The organism is Phycicoccus sp. CSK15P-2, from assembly GCF_016888005.1.
Taxonomy (GTDB): Bacteria; Actinomycetota; Actinomycetes; order Actinomycetales; family Dermatophilaceae; genus Phycicoccus.
In genome coordinates, this window is record NZ_JAFDVE010000022.1 from 142,875 (window position 1) to 162,635 (window position 19,761).

The 19,761-nt window shown below is 71.7% G+C and carries 12 protein-coding genes; 7 read left to right on the forward strand and 5 right to left on the reverse strand.

Annotated elements, in window-relative coordinates; genetic code table 11:
• Nucleotides 1-171: 171 nt before the first annotated feature.
• Together JQN72_RS13475 and JQN72_RS13480 are read left to right on the forward strand one after the other, a co-directional pair.
• Nucleotides 172-1,140 (forward strand): hypothetical protein, encoded by a 969-nt coding sequence (locus JQN72_RS13475; RefSeq protein WP_204135628.1) that lies wholly within the window; start codon nucleotides 172-174, stop codon nucleotides 1,138-1,140.
• A gap of 285 nt (nucleotides 1,141-1,425) precedes the next feature.
• Nucleotides 1,426-2,397, forward strand: coding sequence for a zinc-binding dehydrogenase (locus JQN72_RS13480; protein WP_204135629.1), 972 nt, complete (start codon nucleotides 1,426-1,428; stop codon nucleotides 2,395-2,397).
• Nucleotides 2,398-2,525: 128 nt separating this feature from the next.
• On the opposite strand, the gene JQN72_RS13485 is transcribed toward JQN72_RS13480, so the two are convergent.
• The 5 genes from JQN72_RS13485 to JQN72_RS13505 form a co-directional block, all read right to left on the reverse strand.
• Nucleotides 2,526-3,194 (reverse strand): GDSL-type esterase/lipase family protein, encoded by a 669-nt coding sequence (locus JQN72_RS13485; RefSeq protein WP_204135653.1) that lies wholly within the window; start codon nucleotides 3,192-3,194, stop codon nucleotides 2,526-2,528.
• Nucleotides 3,195-3,202: 8 nt separating this feature from the next.
• Nucleotides 3,203-3,382, reverse strand: coding sequence for a DUF6104 family protein (locus tag JQN72_RS13490; RefSeq protein WP_204135630.1), 180 nt, complete (start codon nucleotides 3,380-3,382; stop codon nucleotides 3,203-3,205).
• A 27-nt stretch (nucleotides 3,383-3,409) separates the two neighbouring features.
• Nucleotides 3,410-7,201, reverse strand: coding sequence for a multifunctional oxoglutarate decarboxylase/oxoglutarate dehydrogenase thiamine pyrophosphate-binding subunit/dihydrolipoyllysine-residue succinyltransferase subunit (locus tag JQN72_RS13495; protein ID WP_204135631.1), 3,792 nt, complete (start codon nucleotides 7,199-7,201; stop codon nucleotides 3,410-3,412).
• Between the two features lie 165 nt (nucleotides 7,202-7,366).
• Nucleotides 7,367-8,164, reverse strand: coding sequence for an ABC transporter permease (locus tag JQN72_RS13500; protein ID WP_204135632.1), 798 nt, complete (start codon nucleotides 8,162-8,164; stop codon nucleotides 7,367-7,369).
• The gene (locus JQN72_RS13505) at nucleotides 8,161-9,198 is read right to left on the reverse strand and encodes an ABC transporter ATP-binding protein (RefSeq protein WP_204135633.1); all 1,038 of its coding nucleotides are present in this window, start codon (nucleotides 9,196-9,198) and stop codon (nucleotides 8,161-8,163) included. Before JQN72_RS13505 ends, JQN72_RS13500 begins: the two co-directional genes overlap by 4 nt.
• Nucleotides 9,199-9,359: 161 nt before the next feature.
• Between JQN72_RS13505 and JQN72_RS13510 the strand changes: the two genes are divergently transcribed.
• From JQN72_RS13510 to JQN72_RS13530, 5 genes are all read left to right on the forward strand, one after another.
• Entirely contained in the window at nucleotides 9,360-10,715 is a 1,356-nt protein-coding gene (locus JQN72_RS13510) for a hemolysin family protein (protein WP_204135634.1), read from the forward strand.
• Complete coding sequence (locus tag JQN72_RS13515) at nucleotides 10,712-11,743, forward strand: hemolysin family protein (RefSeq protein WP_204135635.1); 1,032 nt, start codon at nucleotides 10,712-10,714, stop codon at nucleotides 11,741-11,743. The genes JQN72_RS13510 and JQN72_RS13515 overlap by 4 nt, the downstream gene beginning before the upstream one ends.
• Nucleotides 11,744-11,844: 101 nt before the next feature.
• Complete coding sequence (locus JQN72_RS13520) at nucleotides 11,845-14,841, forward strand: EAL domain-containing protein (RefSeq protein WP_204135636.1); 2,997 nt, start codon at nucleotides 11,845-11,847, stop codon at nucleotides 14,839-14,841.
• Between the two features lie 171 nt (nucleotides 14,842-15,012).
• Nucleotides 15,013-18,000 carry an EAL domain-containing protein gene (locus tag JQN72_RS13525; RefSeq protein ID WP_204135637.1) on the forward strand — a complete coding sequence of 996 codons (2,988 nt, stop codon included), beginning with the start codon at nucleotides 15,013-15,015 and terminating at the stop codon, nucleotides 17,998-18,000.
• A 1,140-nt stretch (nucleotides 18,001-19,140) separates the two neighbouring features.
• Nucleotides 19,141-19,440, forward strand: coding sequence for a hypothetical protein (locus JQN72_RS13530; protein ID WP_239100644.1), 300 nt, complete (start codon nucleotides 19,141-19,143; stop codon nucleotides 19,438-19,440).
• Nucleotides 19,441-19,761 lie beyond the last annotated feature (321 nt).

The following is a 19,761-nucleotide window of genomic DNA, read 5'->3' on the forward strand; positions in this document are numbered from 1 at the left end:
CGTCGTCCATCGCCCGGTGCATGACAGCGTGGCCCGCCGGACGATGCATGGCGATGTCGCCCGCCGGACAATGCATGAGCGCGTCGTCCACAGCCTGGTGCAAGCCGTCGGTCGTCCACACCCGAGTCGGGACCGATCGCCGGCGATGCGCATGCGCGGCAGGCTCGGCTCATGGACCTCGACCCTGCCCTGGCCGCGCTCGCCGCCACCCGCGACCGGGTCGTCACGCGTGCTGAGCTGCACACTCACGGCGTCACCGACGCGAGGATCCACTGGCTGTCCGGGAAAGGTCGCTGGCAGGTCCTCCTCCCCGGTGTCGTCCTCCTCCAGCCGGATGCGCCGACCCGGCGACAGCAGCTCGTGGCGGCCTACCTGCTCGGCGGGCCCGACGCCGTCATCGGTGGCCCGGCCGCGGCACGCTTCCACGGGGTCACCGGCATCCCGGGTCACGGTGTGGTCCATGTGCTCACGCCGCGGAGCAGAGCACGACGCCGGCACTCGTGGGCGGACGTGCGGCCGACCCGGCTCGCCGACCCGGACGTCGTGGCAGGCAGCATGGTCACCTTCAGCAGCGTCGCTCGATCTGTCGTGGACGCGGCCACGTGGGCGCCGTCGGAGGAGGACGCACTGGCCTGGACGATCGAGGCCGTCCAACGGGGAATCGTCGAGGTGCCGGACCTCTTCACCTGGGTCAACCGGCTCAACCGTCGCTGGAGTGCGCGACCCCGCCGGGCGGTGGAGGCAGCGGCGACCGGTGCGTGGTCCCTCCCCGAGTCCGAGCTGTTGACCCTCCTCGAGGGGTCACCGCAGCTCCCCGAGGCCTGGATGAACCCGAGACTCCAGGACGCGGAGGGTGCCGCGCTCCCCACTCCGGACGTCTGGTTCGACACCGTCGCGCTGGCCGTGATGGTGCACTCGAAGGCGTTTCACGACGGTCAGGTGGCGTGGGACCGGACCGTCTCGCAGGACGCGGACCTCTCGGCGAGCGGCGTGGTCGTCATCGGGGTCACGCCGGCCGCGATTCGGAGTCAGCCGCAGGCGGTACTTCGGCGGGTTGAGCGCGCGTACGCATCGGCAGTCGCGCGACCGCGGCCGTCGGTCATCGCGACTCGCCGCCACACCCTCGCCCTCCCGGCCTGATGCGTGGCGGCCCGCAGCACCGAACGGGCTGGCGCGGCAGCGTCTCGCGGCTGGTATCGAACCGCTGTGCTGCGGTGGGGCGAGCGGTGAAGCCTGGGTTCCGTGGGTGGGGACGGATGGATCCCGGGCTTCATGAGCTGACGTCGGACGTGGGCGTGGTTCGGGTTGCGGTGGGGCGAGCGGTGAAGCCTGGGTTCCATTGGTAGGGACAGGTGGAACCCGGGCTTCATGAGCCGTCTCACGCCGCATGGGCGGTGAGCCGGAGCCGTGGGTAGTGTCGGGACCATGCTCGCCGCCTATGCGAAGTCCCAGTCCGCCGACGACCCGTTGAGCGGTCTGGAGGTCGGTGAGCGACCCGACCCTCAGGCGCCCGACGGCTGGACCACCGTCCGGCTGCGCACGGCGGCCCTCAACCACCACGACGTGTGGTCGCTGCGCGGTGTCGGGCTCCCGGCCGATCGACTCCCCATGGTTCTCGGGTGCGACGGCGCCGGGGTCACCGCCGACGGCGACGAGGTGATCGTGCACGCCGTCGTGGCCTCCCCGGGCTGGACCGGCGACGAGACCCTCGACGCCAAGCGGTCGCTGCTCTCCGAGGTGTACGACGGCACCCTCGCGGAGGTCGTCGCGGTGCCCGCGCACAACCTCGTGCCCAAGCCGGCCGAGCTGTCGTGGGAGCACGCGGCGTGCCTGCCGACGGCCTGGCTCACCGCCTACCGGATGCTCTTCACGAACGCCGACGTCGGCCCCGGGTCGACCGTCCTGGTCCAGGGCGCCGCGGGCGGCGTGGCGACGGCGCTCGTCCAGCTCGGGTCGGCGGCCGGCATCCGGATGTGGGTGACGAGCCGCGACGAGGCGCGCGGCGAGCAGGCCGTGGCGCTCGGGGCGGACCGCGCCTTCGGGTCGGGGGAGCGTCTCCCCGAGCGCGTCGACGCCGTCATGGAGACCGTCGGTGCGGCCACCTGGTCGCACAGCGTCAACAGCCTCCGGCCCGGGGGGACCGTGGTCATCTCGGGTGCGACGTCAGGCGACGCCCCGGCCAAGGCCGAGCTGACGAAGATCTTCTTCAAGCAGCTGCGGGTCGTCGGGTCCACGATGGGCACGCGCAGCGAGCTCGAGCGGCTCGCCCGCTTCGTCGTCGGCGCCGGGATCGAGCCGCAGGTCGACTCCGTGATGCCGCTGGCCGACGCCCGCGACGGCTTCACCCGGATGGTCGACGGTCAGGTGGCGGGCAAGGTCGTGTTCACGGTCGGCTGACCGGTCGGGCGAACGCCCGCGAGGGCTTCAGCCGGATGGTCGACGGTCAGGTGGCGGGGAAGGTCGTGTTCACGGTCGGCTGACCGGGAGCCGGGAGCCGGGAGCCGGGAGCCGGTCAGCCGGGCCGCTCAGTCGATCTGGAGCCACTCGCTCCAGCCGTTGTGCAGGACGAGCCAGGCGATGAGCCCGTAACCGGCCTGGCCCGGATGGTGCGCCACCGTCGAGGCGGCGAGGTCGGTGCGCCACTGGTCGTGGGTCTTGAGCGGGCCGTAGCAGTCGACGAAGGGGATGCCGCGCCGGGAGCAGACGTCCGCCTGGGCCTCGACGAGGATCTCCAGGCGGCCGTTGATCTCGGGGTCGTCCGACGGCGGGGGGCTCACGACGAAGGTCCCCACCCCCTGGGTCGCCGCGTCGTCGAGGAGGTTGGCGAGGTTCAGCCGGTGCCGGGCCAGGGAGATGCCGGTCGCGATGTCGTTCGTGCCGACGCTCACGACGAGCCGGCGCTCGGTGCGGCCCTGCCAGCGCCGCGGGACCTCGGTGGTCCAGCGCTCGAGGACGTCGGCGGTCGTGTCGCCGCGGACGCCGAGGTTGTAGGCCGTGATCTCGACCTCGGGGTGCTGGGTGCGGCCGACGACGCGGGTGACCCATCCCTGACCCTTGGGGTCGCCGACACCGGCGACCATCGAGGCACCGAGGAAGACGAGCGCGACGTCCCGGGGCCCCTCGGGGACGACGACCGCCTCCGCGCTCGGGCGGAACTCGATCGGGGCACCCGCCCCGGTCTGCTCGTCCGACATGTCCTCGCTCACTCGTCCTCGTCGTCGTCCAGGCGCGCCAGCCACGTGGCGAGCCTCTCGACCGGGGTCTCGAACTCGGGGTGGAGGTCGACGAACGTCCTCAGCTGCTCGGCGATCCAGCCGAGGGAGACCTCCTCGTCTCCCCGTCGGGCTTCGAGCTCCTCGATGCCCCGGTCGGTGAAGTACACGCGGGGGAGCCTACCGGCGCGCCCCGCTCACCGGTCGAAGGCGCGAGCGACGAGGTCGGCCTGCTCCGCCTGGTGCTGCTTCGTCGACCCGGCCGCCGGCGCGGCGGACTTGGGCCGCGACACGACCCGGACCGGCCGGTGCTCGCCGTGCTCGGCCAGGGCGTCCGGAAGGTTGAGCGCGAGGAACGGCCAGGCGCCCATGTTCTGCGGCTCGTCCTGGACGACGACCACCTCGGCGTCCGGGTAGTGCGACAGGGCCTCGGCGAGCTGGGCGCCCGGTACGGGGTAGTACTGCTCGAGCCGCAGGACGGCCGTCGAGGTGTCGCCCCGCTTCTCGCGCTCGGCCTCGAGGTCGTAGACCGCCTTGCCGGCGGCGAGGAGGACGCGGGTCACGTGGCCCTCGGTGGCGTCAGGACGGTCGGGGACGACCGGGCGGAAGGTGCCGGTCGTGAAGTCCTCGACCGAGGACGCGGCCGCCTTGAGGCGGAGCATCGACTTCGGGGTGAAGACGATGAGCGGGCGCCGCGGACGGGCGTAAGCCTGCCGGCGCAGCAGGTGGAAGTACGAGGCCGGGGTCGAGGGGTACGCGACCGTCATGTTGTCCTCGGCGCACATCGTGAGGAACCGCTCGATCCGGCCGGAGCTGTGGTCCGGACCCTGTCCCTCGTACCCGTGCGGCAGCAGGAGGACGACGGAGGAGCGCTGGCCCCACTTCTGCTCGCCGCTGGAGATGAACTCGTCGACGACGGTCTGGGCCCCGTTGAAGAAGTCGCCGAACTGCGCCTCCCAGAGGACGAGGGCGTCCGGGCGCTCGACGGAGTAGCCGTACTCGAAGCCCATCGCCGCGAACTCGGACAGCAGGCTGTCGTACACCCAGAACCGCGCCTGGTTGCCGAGGTAGAGCAGCGGCGTCCACTCGGACGCGTTCTCCTTGTCGATGAGGACGGCGTGCCGGGACACGAACGTGCCACGGCGGCTGTCCTGGCCGGCGAGCCGCACGGGCGTGCCCTCCATGAGGAGGGAGCCGAAGGCGATGAGCTCACCGGTGCCCCAGTCGATGCCGCCGTCGCGGGTGCTCGCCGCACGCTTCTCGAGCATCTGGCGCAGCTTCGGGTGGACGGTGAAGCCCTCGGGCGGCGAGTCGAGGACGTCCCCGATGTGGTGGAGGGTCTCGACGGTGATCGCGGTGTCGTCCGAGGAGTGCTCGGTGGCGTCCGCCTCGGGGGACTGCGCGGCCGGCGGCTCGAGGCCCCCACTCTCGGAGTCGGCCGTCTTGAGAGCCTCCTTGGTCTCGACGAAGACCCGCTCGAGCTGCTGCTGGTAGTCGCGCAGCGCGGCCTCGGCGTCCTCGACGCCGATGTCGCCACGGCCGATGAGTGCCTCGGTGTAGAGCTTGCGGACGCTGCGCTTGGCCTCGATGAGGTTGTACATCAGCGGCTGCGTCATCGACGGGTCGTCGCCCTCGTTGTGGCCCCGGCGGCGGTAGCACACGAGGTCGATGACGACGTCCTTGTGGAACTCCTTGCGGAACTCGTAGGCGAGCTCGGCCACCCGCACGCACGCCTCGGGGTCGTCCCCGTTGACGTGGAAGATCGGCGCCTGGATCATCCGCGCGACGTCGGTGGAGTACGTGGACGAGCGCGAGCTGGACGGCGAGGTCGTGAAGCCGACCTGGTTGTTGATGACGACGTGCACGGTGCCGCCGGTGCGGTAGCCGCGCAGCTGCGAGAGGTTGAGCGTCTCGGCGACGACGCCCTGCCCGGCGAACGCGGCGTCGCCGTGGAGCAGCACGGGGAGGACGGTGAAGTCCTCGCCGGCGAGGTTGAGGCGGTCCTGCTTGGCCCGCACGATGCCCTCGAGCACGGGGTTGACCGCCTCGAGGTGGCTCGGGTTCGCGGCGAGGTAGACCTTCGTCGTCGCGCCGGACTCGGCGGTGAACTCGCCCTCGGTGCCGAGGTGGTACTTGACGTCGCCGGAGCCCTGGACGGACTTGGGGTCCTGCTTGCCCTCGAACTCGCGGAAGATCTGGCCGTAGGACTTGCCGGCGATGTTGGCGAGGACGTTGAGCCGGCCGCGGTGCGGCATCCCGACGCAGACCTCGTCGAGCTTGTCCTCGGCGGCGCGGGAGAGCACGCGGTCGAGGAGGGCGATGACGGACTCGCCGCCCTCGAGCGAGAAGCGCTTCTGCCCGACGAACTTCGTCTGGAGGAAGGTCTCGAAGGCCTCGGCCGCGTTGAGGCGGCGCAGGATGCGCAGCTGCTCGTCACGGGTCGTGCGCTTGTAGCCGACCTCGATCTTGTCCTGGATCCACGTGCGCTGCTCGGGGTCCTGGATGTGCATGTACTCGACGCCGACGGTGCGGCAGTACGAGTCGCGCAGGATGCCGAGGATCTTGCGCAGCGGCAGGAACGGCCGGCCGCCGAAGCCGCCGGTGGCGAAGTGGCGGTCGAGGTCCCAGAGGGTCAGGCCGTGGTTGGTGATGTCGAGGTCGGGGTGGCGCCGCTGCTTGTACTCGAGCGGGTCGGTGTCGGCCATGAGGTGGCCGCGGACGCGGTAGGCGTGGATGAGCTCCTGGACGCGGGCGACCTTGTTGATGTCGTCGTCGTGCGTGGCGGAGACGTCCTGCACCCAGCGGATGGGCTCGTAGGGAATCCGGAGGCTCTCGAAGATCTCGTCGTAGAAGCCCTGCTCGCCGAGCAGCAGGCCGTGGACGATGCGCAGGAAGTCGCCGGACTGCGCGCCCTGGATGATCCGGTGGTCGTAGGTGCTCGTGAGCGTCATGATCTTGCTGACGGCGTTGCGCTCGCGGGTCTCGTCGCTGGCACCCTGCCACTCGGCGGGGTAGTCCATCGCGCCGACGCCGATGATGGCGCCCTGCCCGGCCATGAGCCGTGGCACGGAGTGGACCGTGCCGATGGTGCCGGGGTTGGTCAGCGAGATGGTCGTGCCCTGGAAGTCCTCGACCGTCAGGGAGCCGCCGCGGGCCTTCTTGACGACCTCCTCGTAGGCGGTCCAGAAGTGCGCGAAGTCCATCGTCTCAGCGGCCTTGATGGACGGGACGACGAGCTGGCGAGTGCCGTCCGGCTTGGCGAGGTCGATGGCCAGGCCGAGGTTGACGTGCGAGGGCGTGACGAGCGCGGGCTTGCCCTTCTCGTCGTGGGTGAAGCCGTTGTTCATCTCGGGCATGACGCCGAGGGCCTTGACGAGGGCGTAGCCGATGATGTGCGTGAAGCTGACCTTGCCACCGCGGCTGCGGGCGAGGTGGTTGTTGATGACGATCCGGTTGTCGACGAGCAGCTTGGCCGGCACCGCACGCACCGACGTGGCCGTGGGGACCTCGAGCGAGGTCTCCATGTTCGAGACGACCCGCGCGCCGGCGCCGCGGATGGTCTGCTGGCTGGCCTCCCCGAGCGGGCCGGTCTCCTTCGGAGCCTGGGCCTCGCGCGGGGTGGGCGTCGCCTGGGCCTCGCCGTGGCTGGTCTTGGTGGTCTCGGGGTCGGCTTTCTTCGCCGCCGGCTCCTCGGCCTTCTCGGGTGCGTCCTTCTGCTCGGCCTTCTTCTGCCCCGTCTTCTTCTGCTCCGGCTTGCCGTCGGCGGCCTCGGCGGGCGCGGACCCGGACGACGGGGCACTCGTGGCGCCGTTCGTGCCGTTGGACCCGTTGCCGACGGACGACTCGGGCTCGTAGTCCTCGAAGAACTGCCACCAGGCCTTGTCGACGCTGCTCTTGTCGTGGCGGTACTGCTCGTACAGCTCGTCGACGAGCCATTCGTTCGGGCCGAAGGCTGTCAGGGGGTCGCTGGACGGGGACTGCTCGGCCACGGGCTATGCGCCTCTTTCATCGGCTGGTCTAGGTGGCGGTGTGGTCGCCCTCCAGCCTATTACCTCCCGCCGGTGATCGTGCGGGCCCTCGCCGAGTGAACAGGAACACGTGACGGCCGGTGACCAGCGGTCACCGGCCGTCGAGGAGCGGACGGACGGACGGAGTCAGGCCACGTCCTGGCGGGTGAGCCGCCAGATGCCGAAGGACGCGAGGACGGCGGCGTAGATCACGAGGGTCAGCGCCCCGCCCCACCACTCGAGCCGGATCTCGTCGGGGTTCTGCGAGGCGGTGTTGAGGATGGCGTTCGTCGCGCTCGTCGGCAGGTACGGCGCGATGTTCTCCCGGCTGAAGTCCCAGATCGTCAGCAGCAGCCCGAGCAGTGGCTCGACGATCCACGCCACCGCGACCCCGATGAACAGCGCGGCCACCTGGTTCGGGATGAGGATGCCGAGCCCGAGCCCCATGAGGGCCCACAACGCGAGCACGAGGAGGCTGAGCGCCAGGGTCCGGGCGACCTCGCCCGACGGAAACGCCGGCTGGTCGATGACCGAGAGCACGATGCTGCCGACGGCGACCGACCCCGCGAGGCTCAGCACGCCGTAGAACACCCCGATGACGACGAGCGCGACGACCTTCGCGGACATCGCCCGCAGCCGGTTCGGCGTGGCGAGGAACGTCGCGGTGATCGTCTTGTGCCGGAACTCGCCGCCGATGGTGAGGATGCCGATGGTCAGCAGGAGCAGGTAGCTGACCCCGATCCCCGCGGTGTAGACGGTGTTGGCGATCTGGGTGTCGTCGCCCGTGACGCCTCCGCCGCCGGGACCGCCCGAGGTGCCCTGCTCGACGATGATGCCGAAGAGCACGGCGAATGCGGCGGCGGCCGCGAACACGGCGATGGCCATGCCCCACCACAGGCGGGTCGTGAAGAACTTGCGCAGCTCGGAGCGCACTGCGGGGATCACGGGGTCACTCCCTCGTCGTCGGTGGTCGGTCTGCCGTCCGGGCCGGGGCCTGCGGGTGGCGACCCGGCGGGGGCACCGGCGGAGGACGCCTCGGCCGGTGGCGTCTCGGCGCCGTCGCCGAGGTTGCGGTTCGTGCCGGCCGTGAGCTCGAAGAACAGTTGCTCGAGGTCGGCCCGCTTGGGCTCGAGCCCGTAGACGGGGAGCCCGGCGCGCAGCGCGACGTCCCCGACGAGCCGCAGGTCGGTCGTGTCGGCGACCAGCGAGCCGTCCTCCTGGAGCGTGGACGTGACGTCGGCGACCCGCAGCGCCCCGGCGAGCGCGTCGGCGTCGGAGGTGCGCACGACGGCACCGGGCGTGCCGTGCAGGTCGACCATCGTCCCGGAGCGGACGTGCTGGCCGTTGGCGATGATGACGACGTCGTCGACGGTCTGCTCGACCTCGCGCAGCAGGTGGCTCGAGACGAGGATCGTCTTGCCCTGGTCGCTCAGGTGCCGCAGGAAGCCGCGCAGCCAGCGGATGCCCTCGGGGTCCAGGCCGTTGGCGGGCTCGTCGAGGACGAGCACCTGGGGGTCGCCGATCAGCGCGGCGGCCAGGCCCAGGCGCTGGCGCATCCCCATGCTGTAGCCGCCGGCGCGCTTGCGGGCGGCCGCGGGGATGCCCGTGAGCTCGAGGAGCTCGTCGACGCGGGTGACCGGGACGGACGCGGTGTCGGCGAGCACCCGGAGGTGGTCGCGGCCGCTTCGGCCCGGGTGGAAGTTCGTCGCCTCGAGCGCGGCGCCCACGGTGGCGAGCGGCCGGGGGAGGTCGGCGTACCGGTGTCCCCCGATCGTCGCGGAGCCGGAGGTCGGGCGGATCAGCCCGAGCAGCATCCGCAGCGTGGTGGTCTTCCCGGCGCCGTTCGGGCCGAGGAAGCCGGTGATGCGGCCCGGCTCGACCTCGAAGCTGAGGTCCTGGACCGCGGTGAAGTGTCCGAAGCGCTTGGTGAGCCCTTCGATCCGGATGTGGCCCTCGCGGGCCGCTGCGGTCGTCGTCATGCGGTCTCCCCTGGTGTCATGCCTCGATCGTCCCAGTCTCCCGCCGCGTCAGGGTCAACCCCCCGGTGGATTCTGCGATCCACCCCACGGGGGAGCGCCATCGGCCGCGCCTTCGACCCGTAGGCTGGCCCGGTCATGCATCCGCCCAGTCGCCCCCACCGATGACCCCCTGGCTCCTGCTGCTCCTCGGCGTCCTGCTCACCGTCGGGACGGCTCTCTTCGTCGCGGCCGAGTTCTCGCTCGTCGCGCTCGACCGTCCGGCGGTCCAGCGCGCGGCCGACGCGGGGGAGGCCGGGGCCCGCTCCGTGCTCACCTCGCACCGGCAGCTCTCCACGCAGCTGTCGGCCTGCCAGGTCGGCATCACGCTCACCACCCTCGTCCTCGGGTTCATCGCGAGCCCGTCGGTCGGGGTGCTCCTCGCGGGCCCGATCGGGGCCACCGGGCTCTCCGAGGCCGCCGCCGGACGGGTCGGCTCGGTCCTCGCGATGCTCGTCGCGACGGTCTTCTCGATGATCCTCGGCGAGATGGTGCCGAAGACCCTCGCCGTGTCGCTGCCGATGGCCACCGCCAAGGTGTCCGCCGCGCCGGTCCGCTGGTTCGGCATCGTCGCCAAGCCCCTCATCGCGGTGCTCAACGGCGTCGCCAACCGCACCCTGCACGCGCTCGGCATCGAGCCGCAGGAAGAGCTCTCGGCGGCCCGCAGCCCCGCCGAGCTCGCCTCGCTCGTGCGGACGTCCGCCGAGGCCGGGACGCTCGACCGCGGGACCGCACGGCTCGTCACCGCATCCCTGGGCTTCGCCGACCAGACCGCCGCCGACGTCATGACCCCACGGTCCCGGGCCACGTCGATCGAGCGCACCGCGACCGCCGCCGACCTCGTGGCGCTCGCCCGGCGCACCGGCCACTCGCGCTTCCCGGTGGTCGGGTCCGACTGGGACGACGTCGACGGCATCGTCCACGTGAAGAAGGCGATCGCCGTGCCGTTCGAGCGACGCACGGACGTCCCGGTATCGGCGCTGATGACGCCCGCGGTGTTCGTCCCGGAGACCCTGCGCCTCGACCCGCTGCTGCTCCGGCTGCGCGGCGGGGGCATGCAGCTCGCCGTCGTCGTCGACGAGTACGGCGGGACCTCGGGGGTCGTGACGCTCGAGGACCTCGTCGAGGAGATCGTCGGCGAGGTCAGCGACGAGCACGACCGCGGCCAGACCACCGGCCGGCGGCTCGCCGACGGCTCGTGGACGGTCCCGGGGCTGTGGCGACCGGACGAGGTGCGCGCCCGGGTCGGGGCGGAGATCCCCGAGGGCGCGGCGTACGAGACCGTGGGCGGCTTCGTCATGGCCGCGCTCGGACGCGTACCGGAGGTCGGCGACGAGGTGCAGCTGGAGGGCTGGACCGCGCGGGTGGTCGACATGGAGGGCCACCGGGTCGACCGGCTGCGCCTCGTCCCGCACAGCGACGAGGCCGTCACGGACGCCGAGGGCACCGCTGCCGAGGCCACGGGGGAGGGGACGCCATGACCACCCTCCTCGTCACGGTCGTCCTCCTCGCCGCGAACGCGTTCTTCGTCGGTGCCGAGTTCGCGGCGATGTCCGCCCGGCGCAGCCAGCTCGAGCCCCTCGCCGAGGGCGGCAGCCGCGGCGCGAAGGTGGCCCTCGACGCCCTGCAGCGCACGGGGCTGCTCCTCGCGACGGCCCAGCTCGGCATCACGGTGTGCTCGGTGCTGCTCGGCGCCGTCTCGGAGGCCGCGCTGCACCACGCCCTCGAACCCGTCGTCGAGCGCCTCGGCGTCTCCGAGGTCGTCGCCGACGTCGTGGCGCTGGCGCTCGCGCTCGCCATCGTCGTGTTCCTCCACGTCGTCTACGGCGAGATGATCCCGAAGAACATCTCCATCGCGATGCCCGAGCGCGCGGCCGTCCTCCTCGTGCCGGCGCTCGTCGTCGTGTCCCGCGTCGTCGCACCGGTCATCACCGTCATGGACTGGGTGTCCAAGGCCGCGATCCGGCTCTTCGGGATCGAGCCCAAGGACGAGGTGTCGTCGGCCTTCACGGCCGAGGAGGTCGCGCACATCCTCGACGAGTCCCGCGACGAGGGCCTCGTCGGGGACGACGACTACGAGCGGCTCGGCGCCGCCCTCGAGTTCAGCGACAAGGACGCCGCGGACGTGGGCGTGTCGGTCGCGGAGCTCGTCACGGTCACGGCGGAGGCCACCCCGGACGACATCGAGCGGCTCGTCGCCAAGCACGGCTTCTCGCGCTACCCGCTCGTCGACGGCGCGGGGGAGCTGGCGGGCTACCTCCACCTCAAGGACGTGTTCTACGCGGACGACGAGGAGCGTCACGAGCCGGTCCCCGCGAAGCGGGTCCGTCGGATGGCCACCGTCCGGCGTGGTGACGAGGTCGAGTCGGTGCTCGAGACGATGCAGGTCAGCGGCTCGCACCTGGCCCGGGTCGTCGACGACGGCGGCTCGGTCGTGGGCGTCGTCTTCCTCGAGGACGTCATCGAGGAGCTCGTCGGAGAGGTCTCCGACGCCTCGCAGCGCAGCTGACCGGCTCTTCTCTGCGCGCTTCGCTTGCACCAGGGGGATCCGAGTGGTGTCATTCGTCTCGCAGGGCTCGCGGTCATCCCACGACGGGAGTCGGTTTTCACATGTTGCGCCGGACCCTCGGTTTCGCCGCCCTGTTCGTCCTGTCCATCGCCCTGGGCAGGCTCACCGTCCTGCCCGAGACCGGGCTGGCGGTCTTCTGGCCGGCCTCGGGCGTGGCGGTCCTGTGGATGCTGCGCACCCGGACGACCGCCGAGGCGGCCCTGACGGCCGTCTTCGTGGGTGTGACGAGTGCGCTCGGCAACACGGTCACCGGGGCACCGCTGGTCTCCGGGGCGATCCTCGGGCTGGCCAACGTCGTCGTGACCGTCGTGACCTGGTGGTTGCTGCGGCGGGGGATGTTCGGCGAGGGCCGGCACGCGATCGAGGGGATGCGCCGGCTGTCCGGGTTCTACCGATTCCTCGCGGCATCCGCCGTCGGCGTCGCCCTGAGCGACGTGGTGGGGATGGTGGCGGTCGGCGTCGCCGGCAACCCGGTCACCTGGGAGACGGCGCTCGGTTGGTGGATGCGCAACACCTCCGCGGTCGTCGTCATCGCCGGTCCCGGGCTCGCCTTCACGGGCCGTCGTGAGCCCCTGACCCGGGCGCAGGTCCGGGAGACGGTGATCCTCCTCGCCCTGACGCTCGCGACGACGCTGCTGACCTTCGCCCCGTCGCAGAGTCTCCCGCTGGCGTTCGTGCCGCTCGCCCTCGTCGTCACGGCCGGGCTGCGCCTGCCGCTGCCCTTCGCCAACGGCGTCGGGGCGCTGGTCGCCGTGGCCGCGCTCATCCTCGTCCGGGGCGCCTCCGGCGGCCCCTTCGGCAGCATCGTCGACGCGCAGGAGCGGGCCCTGGTCCTCCAGGCCTTCATGATGCTCAGCGCCGTGCTCGCGATGGTCATCGCGACGGTCCGCACCCAGATGTGGGACGTCACCGACGGGCTCCGGGAGGCGCGACGCCGCGCCGAGAACGCCGTCGAGGACCTGCGGATCGTCATGGAGAGCATCCCCGTGGGGCTGTTCATCATCCGGCGCGACGGCGTGGTGGACATGCACAACGTCGCGGCCGCACCGTGGATGCACGAGCCGGAGGACGGCTTGCCGACGGACGAGCACGTCGAGAGCTCGCTGGTGAAGATGTCCCTCGACGGCCATCCGCTACCCCAGGAGCGCCGGCCTTCCACGCGGGCGCTCCAGGGCGAGGTCGTCCTCGGGTCGCGGATCGTGAGCACGGACGTCGAGGGGCGGCGGCGGATCGTGTCGATCGACGCCGTGCCGCTTCACACCCGGGACGACGGCGCCCCGGACCGGGCCATCCTCCTGTGGCAGGACGTCACCGAGGAGCACGAGCTCGTCGAGCGGCTCTGGGTCGAGCGGGCCCGGGCCGACCGGCTCATCGCCGACGCCCCGCACGGCATCGTCGTCCTGGACAGCGAGGGACGGATCCTCCAGGTGAACCACGCGCTGACGACGATGTTCGGGCGGCGCGAGTCCGACCTCGTCGGGTCGCCGGTGTCCTCGCTCGCCCCGGGCCGCGCCACGGACATCATGGCCTACCTCAAGGCCGCGGCGGCCGCCGACGGCGGTCTCGTCGACGCCGACTGGATCGTCCCCGGACCGTCGGCGAACGACATGCACGTCTCGACGAGCTGCCGCGTCATCCCCGAGCGGGGCGGAGAGGTGCGGTTCGTCGTCAACATCGTCGACGTCTCCGAGCGGCGGCGCTACGAGGACCGCCTCGCCTACCTCGCCGACCACGACGCCCTGACCGGCCTGCCGAACCGGAGGCGGTTCGAGACCGTCCTCGAGCAGCACCAGGCGGTGTGCGAGCGGTACGGCCCGCGCGGCGCGGTGCTCGTCATCGACCTCGACAACTTCAAGGAGGTCAACGACACGCTCGGCCACGCGGCGGGTGACCACCTGATCACGACGATCGGCCGGGTGCTGCGCAACAGCGTGCGGGCCTCGGACGTCGTGGCCCGGCTCGGCGGTGACGAGTTCGCCGTCCTGCTGCCCGAGGCGGGGGAGCGTGACGCCGAGAAGGTCGCGGGTCACCTCGTCACGCGCGTGCGGGAGCACTGCGCCACGCTGGACGGCCCGCACCGGCGGGTCACGGCGAGCGTCGGGGTCGTCACCTTCGAGGCCGCCGCGGCGCAGGGCGGCGACGCGATGGCGCTCGCCGACATGCTCATGTACGACGCCAAGGAGGCCGGGCGTGACGGGTTCGCCCCGCTCACCCGCGAGGCGCACCACCACCCGCGGCTCGGCTCGCGGTTCGAGTGGCGGGACCGTATCGAGCAGGCGATCGAGCGGGACCTCTTCGAGGTCCACCTCCAGCCGATCCTCGACCTTCGCGTCGGGCGGGTCACCCGGGCGGAGGCGCTGGTCCGGCTGCGGGACGGGGACTCGCTCGTCCCGCCGGGCCACTTCGTGTACGTCGCCGAGCTGACCGGGCTGGCGCCGGCCCTGGACGCCTGGGTGCTGGCGCGCTCGGTGCAGATGCTGTCCGAGATCCAGAAGCGCGACCCCGACTTCAGCCTGGAGATCAACGTCTCGGCCACCTCGATCGGCCACGACATGGTGGAGCAGGCGCTCGTCCGGTCTTTGGAGGAGCACGGGGTCGCCGCGCGGACGGTCATCCTCGAGGTGACCGAGACGGCGGCCGTCCAGGACATCGGGAGCGCCCGGGCGTTCGCGGAGCGGCTGAGCGCCCTCGGCACGTCGTTCGCGCTGGACGACTTCGGGGCCGGGTTCGGGTCGTTCTACTACCTGAAGCACCTCGTCTTCGACTACGTGAAGATCGACGGCGAGTTCGTGAGCGGTGCGTACCGCGACCCCGCCGACCGGCGGCTGCTGCGCTCGATCGTCGACGTCGCGCGGACCCTCGGGAAGGCGACGGTCGCCGAGTTCGTCGCCGACGACCTGGACCTCGAGCTCGTCCAGGAGCTGCAGGTCGACTACGCGCAGGGCTACGCCATCGGGCGCCCCATCCCGTTCGACGAGTTCGTCCAGACGTTCCTCTCGCCGCCGGTCGCCGAGGCCGTGCCGAGCGGCGACGGCTGACCCCGTCCCCACGTACCCGGGGGTCGTCCGTGCGGCCGACCCCGGCATCGGCCGTTGGGCCGGTCGGTCGGTACGGACGGCGGAACCGGCCGTGCCCGGGTGGCGGCCGCGGTGACACGGCTCAGAATTGTGAGTGGCAGGGGTGACTGGCTCGACGACGGGTGGTTGCGCATGCTTCGCCGCATCTTGGTGTTCTCGACGGTCTTCGGGCTGTCGATCGTCGTGGGCAGGATGACCGTCCTGCCCGCGTCCGGGCTGGCCGTGGTGTGGCCTGCGGTCGGCGTGGGGGTCGTCTGGCTGCACTGGGTGCGCTCGCGGGCCGAGCTCGCGGCGGCGACGTCGCTCATCGGGGGCATCGCGTCGGTCGGGAACGTCCTGACCGGACTCCCGCCGGCCACCAGCGTTCTCCTCGGCCTCGCGAACGTGGTGGCGGCGTTCGGCACCTGGCTGCTGCTCGGGCGTCTCCGGCGCGCCGGCTTCGGTGACCTCGGGGAGACCGGGGAGCGGCTCTCCGAGCTGTACCGGTTCCTCCTCGCGTCCGCCGTGGCGGTGGCCGCGAGCGCGGTCGTCGGCACCCTGGCCATGGCGCCGGCCGGCCTGCCCGCCGACTGGGAGACCGGCGTCGCCTGGTGGCTGCGCAACATGACGGCCCTCGTCGTCGTCGCCGCGCCGGCGGTCGTCGTCCGGACGTGGCAGGCGGTGAGCCGGGCGCAGGTGGTCGAGGCGCTCGTCCTGTTCGTCGCCTCCGCCGCCGTCGTCGGATGGGTCTTCGCGCCGGGGCATGCGCTGCCCGTGGCCTACGTGCCGTTCGCGTTCGTCGTGTGGGCCGCGCTGCGCCTGCCCCTGTCGCTGGCCGCGGCCCAGGGGGCCTTCGTGGCGCTCGGCACTCTGCTGCTGGTCAGGGTGGGGAACGGTGGGCCGTTCGGTGCGATGACCTCGGACACCCAGCAGATCCTCGTCCTCCAGGGCTTCATGACGATGTCGGTCGTGCTCGCGCTCGTCATCGGGACGGTGCGGGCGCAGGTCGTGGAGTCGCTCGAGGCGGAGGCACTCGCGCGGCGTGGTGCCGAGCGGGCCGGCGACGACCTGCGGGTCATCGTCGAGACCCTGCCGGTCGGGCTGTTCGTCATCGACGACGACGGCGCCATCGAGCTGCAGAACGAGGCGGCGACCCGGTGGGTCCACGACCAGGACGTCGAGGACCCGCAGCACGCGCACCTCGAGGACGTCGTGCGCAAGCGCGGGCTGAACGGCGAGGACCTGCCGCTGGCGAAGCGGCCGTCGACCCGGGCCCTCCACGGTGAGCGGGTCATCGGTGAGCTGGTCGAGAGCGAGGACGCGGAGGGCAACGAGCGGGTCGTCGTCGTGCACGCCCTGCCGCTGTGTCCCATCGAGGACGGCGGCGGGCAGCGGGCGGTGCTCATCTGGGACGACGTGACCGACGCGCGGCAGGCGGTCGACCGCCTGTCCCGGGCCCGGGAGCGTGCCGACCGGCTCATCGCGGACTCACCGCACGGCGTCGTCGTCCTCGACGGTCAAGGCGTGGTGAAGCAGGTCAACGTCGCCTTGGCCGAGCTCGTCGGGGTACTGCCCGAGGATCTCGTCGGCCGCCCCATCGCCGACCTGGCTGCACGCGGCGACGGGGATGTCACCGACTACGTCCACGAGGTGGTCTCGGCCCGGGGCGCCGTGGTCGAGCGCGACTGGACCTTCGCCCGGTCGGAGGGCGGGATGCTCCACCTGGCGACGACGGCCCGCTTCACCGGGGTCGGGCCCGAGGCGGAGATCGTCGTCAACGTCGTCGACATCTCGGAGCGGCGCCGGTACGAGGAGCGGCTGTCCTACCTGGCCGGTCACGACGTCCTGACCGGCCTGCCGAACCGGCGCGAGTTCGAGAGCGTCCTGGCCAAGCACGAGGCCATCTGTGAGCGGTACGGCCCCCGCGGCTCGCTGCTGCTCATCGACCTCGACCACTTCAAGGAGGTCAACGACACCTTCGGGCACGCGACGGGCGACCAGCTGATCGCGGACGTCGGTGGCGTGCTGCGGGCCGCGACGCGCGAGAGCGACACGGTGGCCCGGATCGGCGGGGACGAGTTCGCCGTCCTGCTGCCGGAGACCGACGAGGTGGGGGCCGAGGCCGTGGCCGCGTCCCTCGTGGAGAAGGTGCGCGACCACTGCGGTGCCCTGGACGCCACGCACCGCCGGGTGACGGCGAGTGTCGGCGTCGTGACGTTCGAGGCGGCGGTCTCGCACGGGTCCGAGGCGATGGTGCTGGCCGACATGCTGATGTACGACGCGAAGGACGCCGGCCGGGACGGGTACGTGCTGTGCACGACGGCCGAGCACCGCCGACCGCGGATCGGCGCCCGGATGGAATGGCGGACCAAGATCGAGAACGCGCTGGAGCAGGACGGCTTCGAGGTCTTCCTCCAGCCGATCCTCGACGTCGCCCAGTCGCGGGTGACGCGGGCCGAGGCGCTGGTGCGGATGTGGGACGGGGACGAGCTCGTGCCGCCCGGCCGGTTCGTCTACGTCGCCGAGCTCTCGGGGCTGGCGCCGAGGCTGGACGCATGGGTGCTGCGCCGGTCGGTGGAGCTGCTGTCGCGCCTGCAGGAGGAGGACCCGGAGTTCCAGCTGGAGGTGAACGTCTCGGGGCAGTCGATCGGGCACCCGGACGTCGAGGCGGCGCTGCTCGGGGCCCTGGAGGAGTTCGGGGTCTCGCCGGGCACGGTCGTGCTGGAGGTCACCGAGACGGCGGCCGTCGGCGACATGGCCGCCGCCAAGGGCTTCGCGGAGCGGCTGCACGCCGTGGGCACGGACTTCGCGCTCGACGACTTCGGGGCCGGGTACGGGTCGTTCTACTACCTCAAGCACCTGGTGTTCGACCTCGTGAAGATCGACGGCGAGTTCGTGACGAACGCGCACCGGTCGTTCCACGACCGGCAGCTGCTCAGCTCGATCGTCGACGTCGCGCGCAAGCTGGGCAAGGGCACGGTGGCCGAGTTCGTCGCGACGTCGGACGAGTACGAGCTGGTGGCCGGGCTGGGTGTCGACTACGCGCAGGGGTACTTCATCGGCAAGCCCGCGCCGTACTCGGAGTTCGTCACCGAGCACCTGCGGCCGCAGGGGACGGCCCAGCCGGTGCTCGCGGTCTGACGGGCGATGGTCTAACACGCCCAGCGCCGGCGGGTCAGCCGCCGCCGTGTCGGAGGAGGGGGCTCATCGCTGCTCTCTCCGTTTCGAGGCCCGACAGGATTCGAACTCCCTGATGCGGCGTGTCGTCGGCGTGTCTGGTGTGCTCAAGATGTCGCGAGTAGCATTGCAGGACAGGGCAATCCACGCTGGACACGAATGGACTCGGAAGGACGTTCGTGACCCGCTTGTTGCACGGATGTTGCACGACGAGGGGCAGGACATGGCCACGACGAAGCGCCGGCGACGCGGCTTCGGTGCCATCCGAAGGCTGCCTTCGAAGCGGTGGCAGGCAAGCTACATCGGTCCGGATCTCGGCCGCCACGTGGCGCCGCGGACGTTCCACGCGCAGATGGACGCGGAGGCGTGGCTTGCGGCCGAACGCAAGCTGATCGATGCCGACGAGTGGACGTCACCGCTCTGGCGTGCGCGCCAGCGGCGGGAGGCGCCGACGGTGCAGGACTACGCCCCAGAAGCGATCCTCAACCGTCGGGTACGCGGTGAGCCGCTCCGACCGACGACGCTCAAGCTCTACTTCGGGCCGCTCGACCGGCTCATCTACCCGACCTTCGGCGAAGTCCAGATGCGCATCGTCAAGCCGGCGGACGTCATGGCATGGCACTCCGCCATCGACCCGAGTCTGCGGACGAGTCGCGCGCAGGCGTATGCGCTGCTCCGGTCCCTGTTCGCGCAGGCGATCCAGGAGGGTGTCCTTGCCGGGGACAACCCGTGCCGGATCCGCGGAGCCGGAGTCACCCGTCGCGAGCGCTCCATCGAGCCGTTGACCATCGGCGAGGTCGAGGCGCTGGCGCGCCACACGCCGGAGCGGCTGAGGGCGGCGGTGTTGCTCGCCGCCTGGTGCGGTCTGCGCTTCGGCGAGGTCTTCGAGCTGCGGCGCGGGGACCTCGACCTCGAGGCCGGCGTCGTCCACGTCCGTCGTGCGGTCGTCCGCGTCGACGGAGCCGAGGTCATCGGTCGGCCGAAGTCCGATGCCGGGCTCCGGAAGGTCGCTGTGCCACCACACGTCGTGCCGACACTGCGGGACCACCTCTCGGTGTGGTCACCTTCTTTGGCCCCGGGTAGGCGTCCCTGCTGTTCGCGACCCTGTCGGGCGCGCACTGGACGCACGGCAACTTCTACAAGGCGGCGTGGGTCCCCGCTCGCGAGGCGATCGGCATGCCGCACCTTCGATTCCACGATCTTCGGCACACCTCAGCGGTCTTGGCGGCGCAGACCGGCGCGACGCTCGCCGAGCTGATGTCGCGCCTCGGCCACAGCACCTCCGTCGCCGCGCTCCGCTATCAGCACGCCGCCGACGGCCGAGACGCCGCTATCGCCGAAGCCATGTCCACCATGGCCACCGCGACCGCCGGCAACGTCATCGCGTTCCGTCCGAAGCGGTAGGGACGCCCGGCTGCCGTGTTGCAGCACCTGCGTCCTTCCGCCCACAGGACGCACCTGCACGTGGCCATGTCTCCACAGACGAAAGCTGAGCACGGCGTTGACCGTCCAGCGGTCTCTCACGCCGCATGCGTGTCGAGCAGAGACCGGGCCGCACACCGTCCCCGCATTGCTCAGGTCAGGCTGCTACCGGGCACCTAGGGCCTGTTACGAAAGTGGCTGATGGGGTTTGGGCGTGTCGTGTGGATTGAGGTGAAGCTCCCGGAGTAGCGCTGGTGGTGTCTACTCCGCCGCGCACCCCGGGAGCCTCGATGCCCACGATAG

What these genes read in the sequence shown, in the direction of transcription:
- JQN72_RS13520 (WP_204135636.1), top strand. Translation starts at nt 11,845, where the DNA reads ATGTTGCGCCGGACCCTCGGTTTCGCCGCCCTGTTCGTCCTGTCCATC.
- JQN72_RS13475 (WP_204135628.1), top strand. Translation starts at nt 172, where the DNA reads ATGGACCTCGACCCTGCCCTGGCCGCGCTCGCCGCCACCCGCGACCGG.
- JQN72_RS13485 (WP_204135653.1), bottom strand. Translation starts at nt 3,194, where the DNA reads ATGTCGGACGAGCAGACCGGGGCGGGTGCCCCGATCGAGTTCCGCCCG.
- JQN72_RS13480 (WP_204135629.1), top strand. Translation starts at nt 1,426, where the DNA reads ATGCTCGCCGCCTATGCGAAGTCCCAGTCCGCCGACGACCCGTTGAGC.
- JQN72_RS13515 (WP_204135635.1), top strand. Translation starts at nt 10,712, where the DNA reads ATGACCACCCTCCTCGTCACGGTCGTCCTCCTCGCCGCGAACGCGTTC.
- JQN72_RS13525 (WP_204135637.1), top strand. Translation starts at nt 15,013, where the DNA reads ATGCTTCGCCGCATCTTGGTGTTCTCGACGGTCTTCGGGCTGTCGATC.
- JQN72_RS13505 (WP_204135633.1), bottom strand. Translation starts at nt 9,198, where the DNA reads ATGACGACGACCGCAGCGGCCCGCGAGGGCCACATCCGGATCGAAGGG.
- JQN72_RS13510 (WP_204135634.1), top strand. Translation starts at nt 9,360, where the DNA reads ATGACCCCCTGGCTCCTGCTGCTCCTCGGCGTCCTGCTCACCGTCGGG.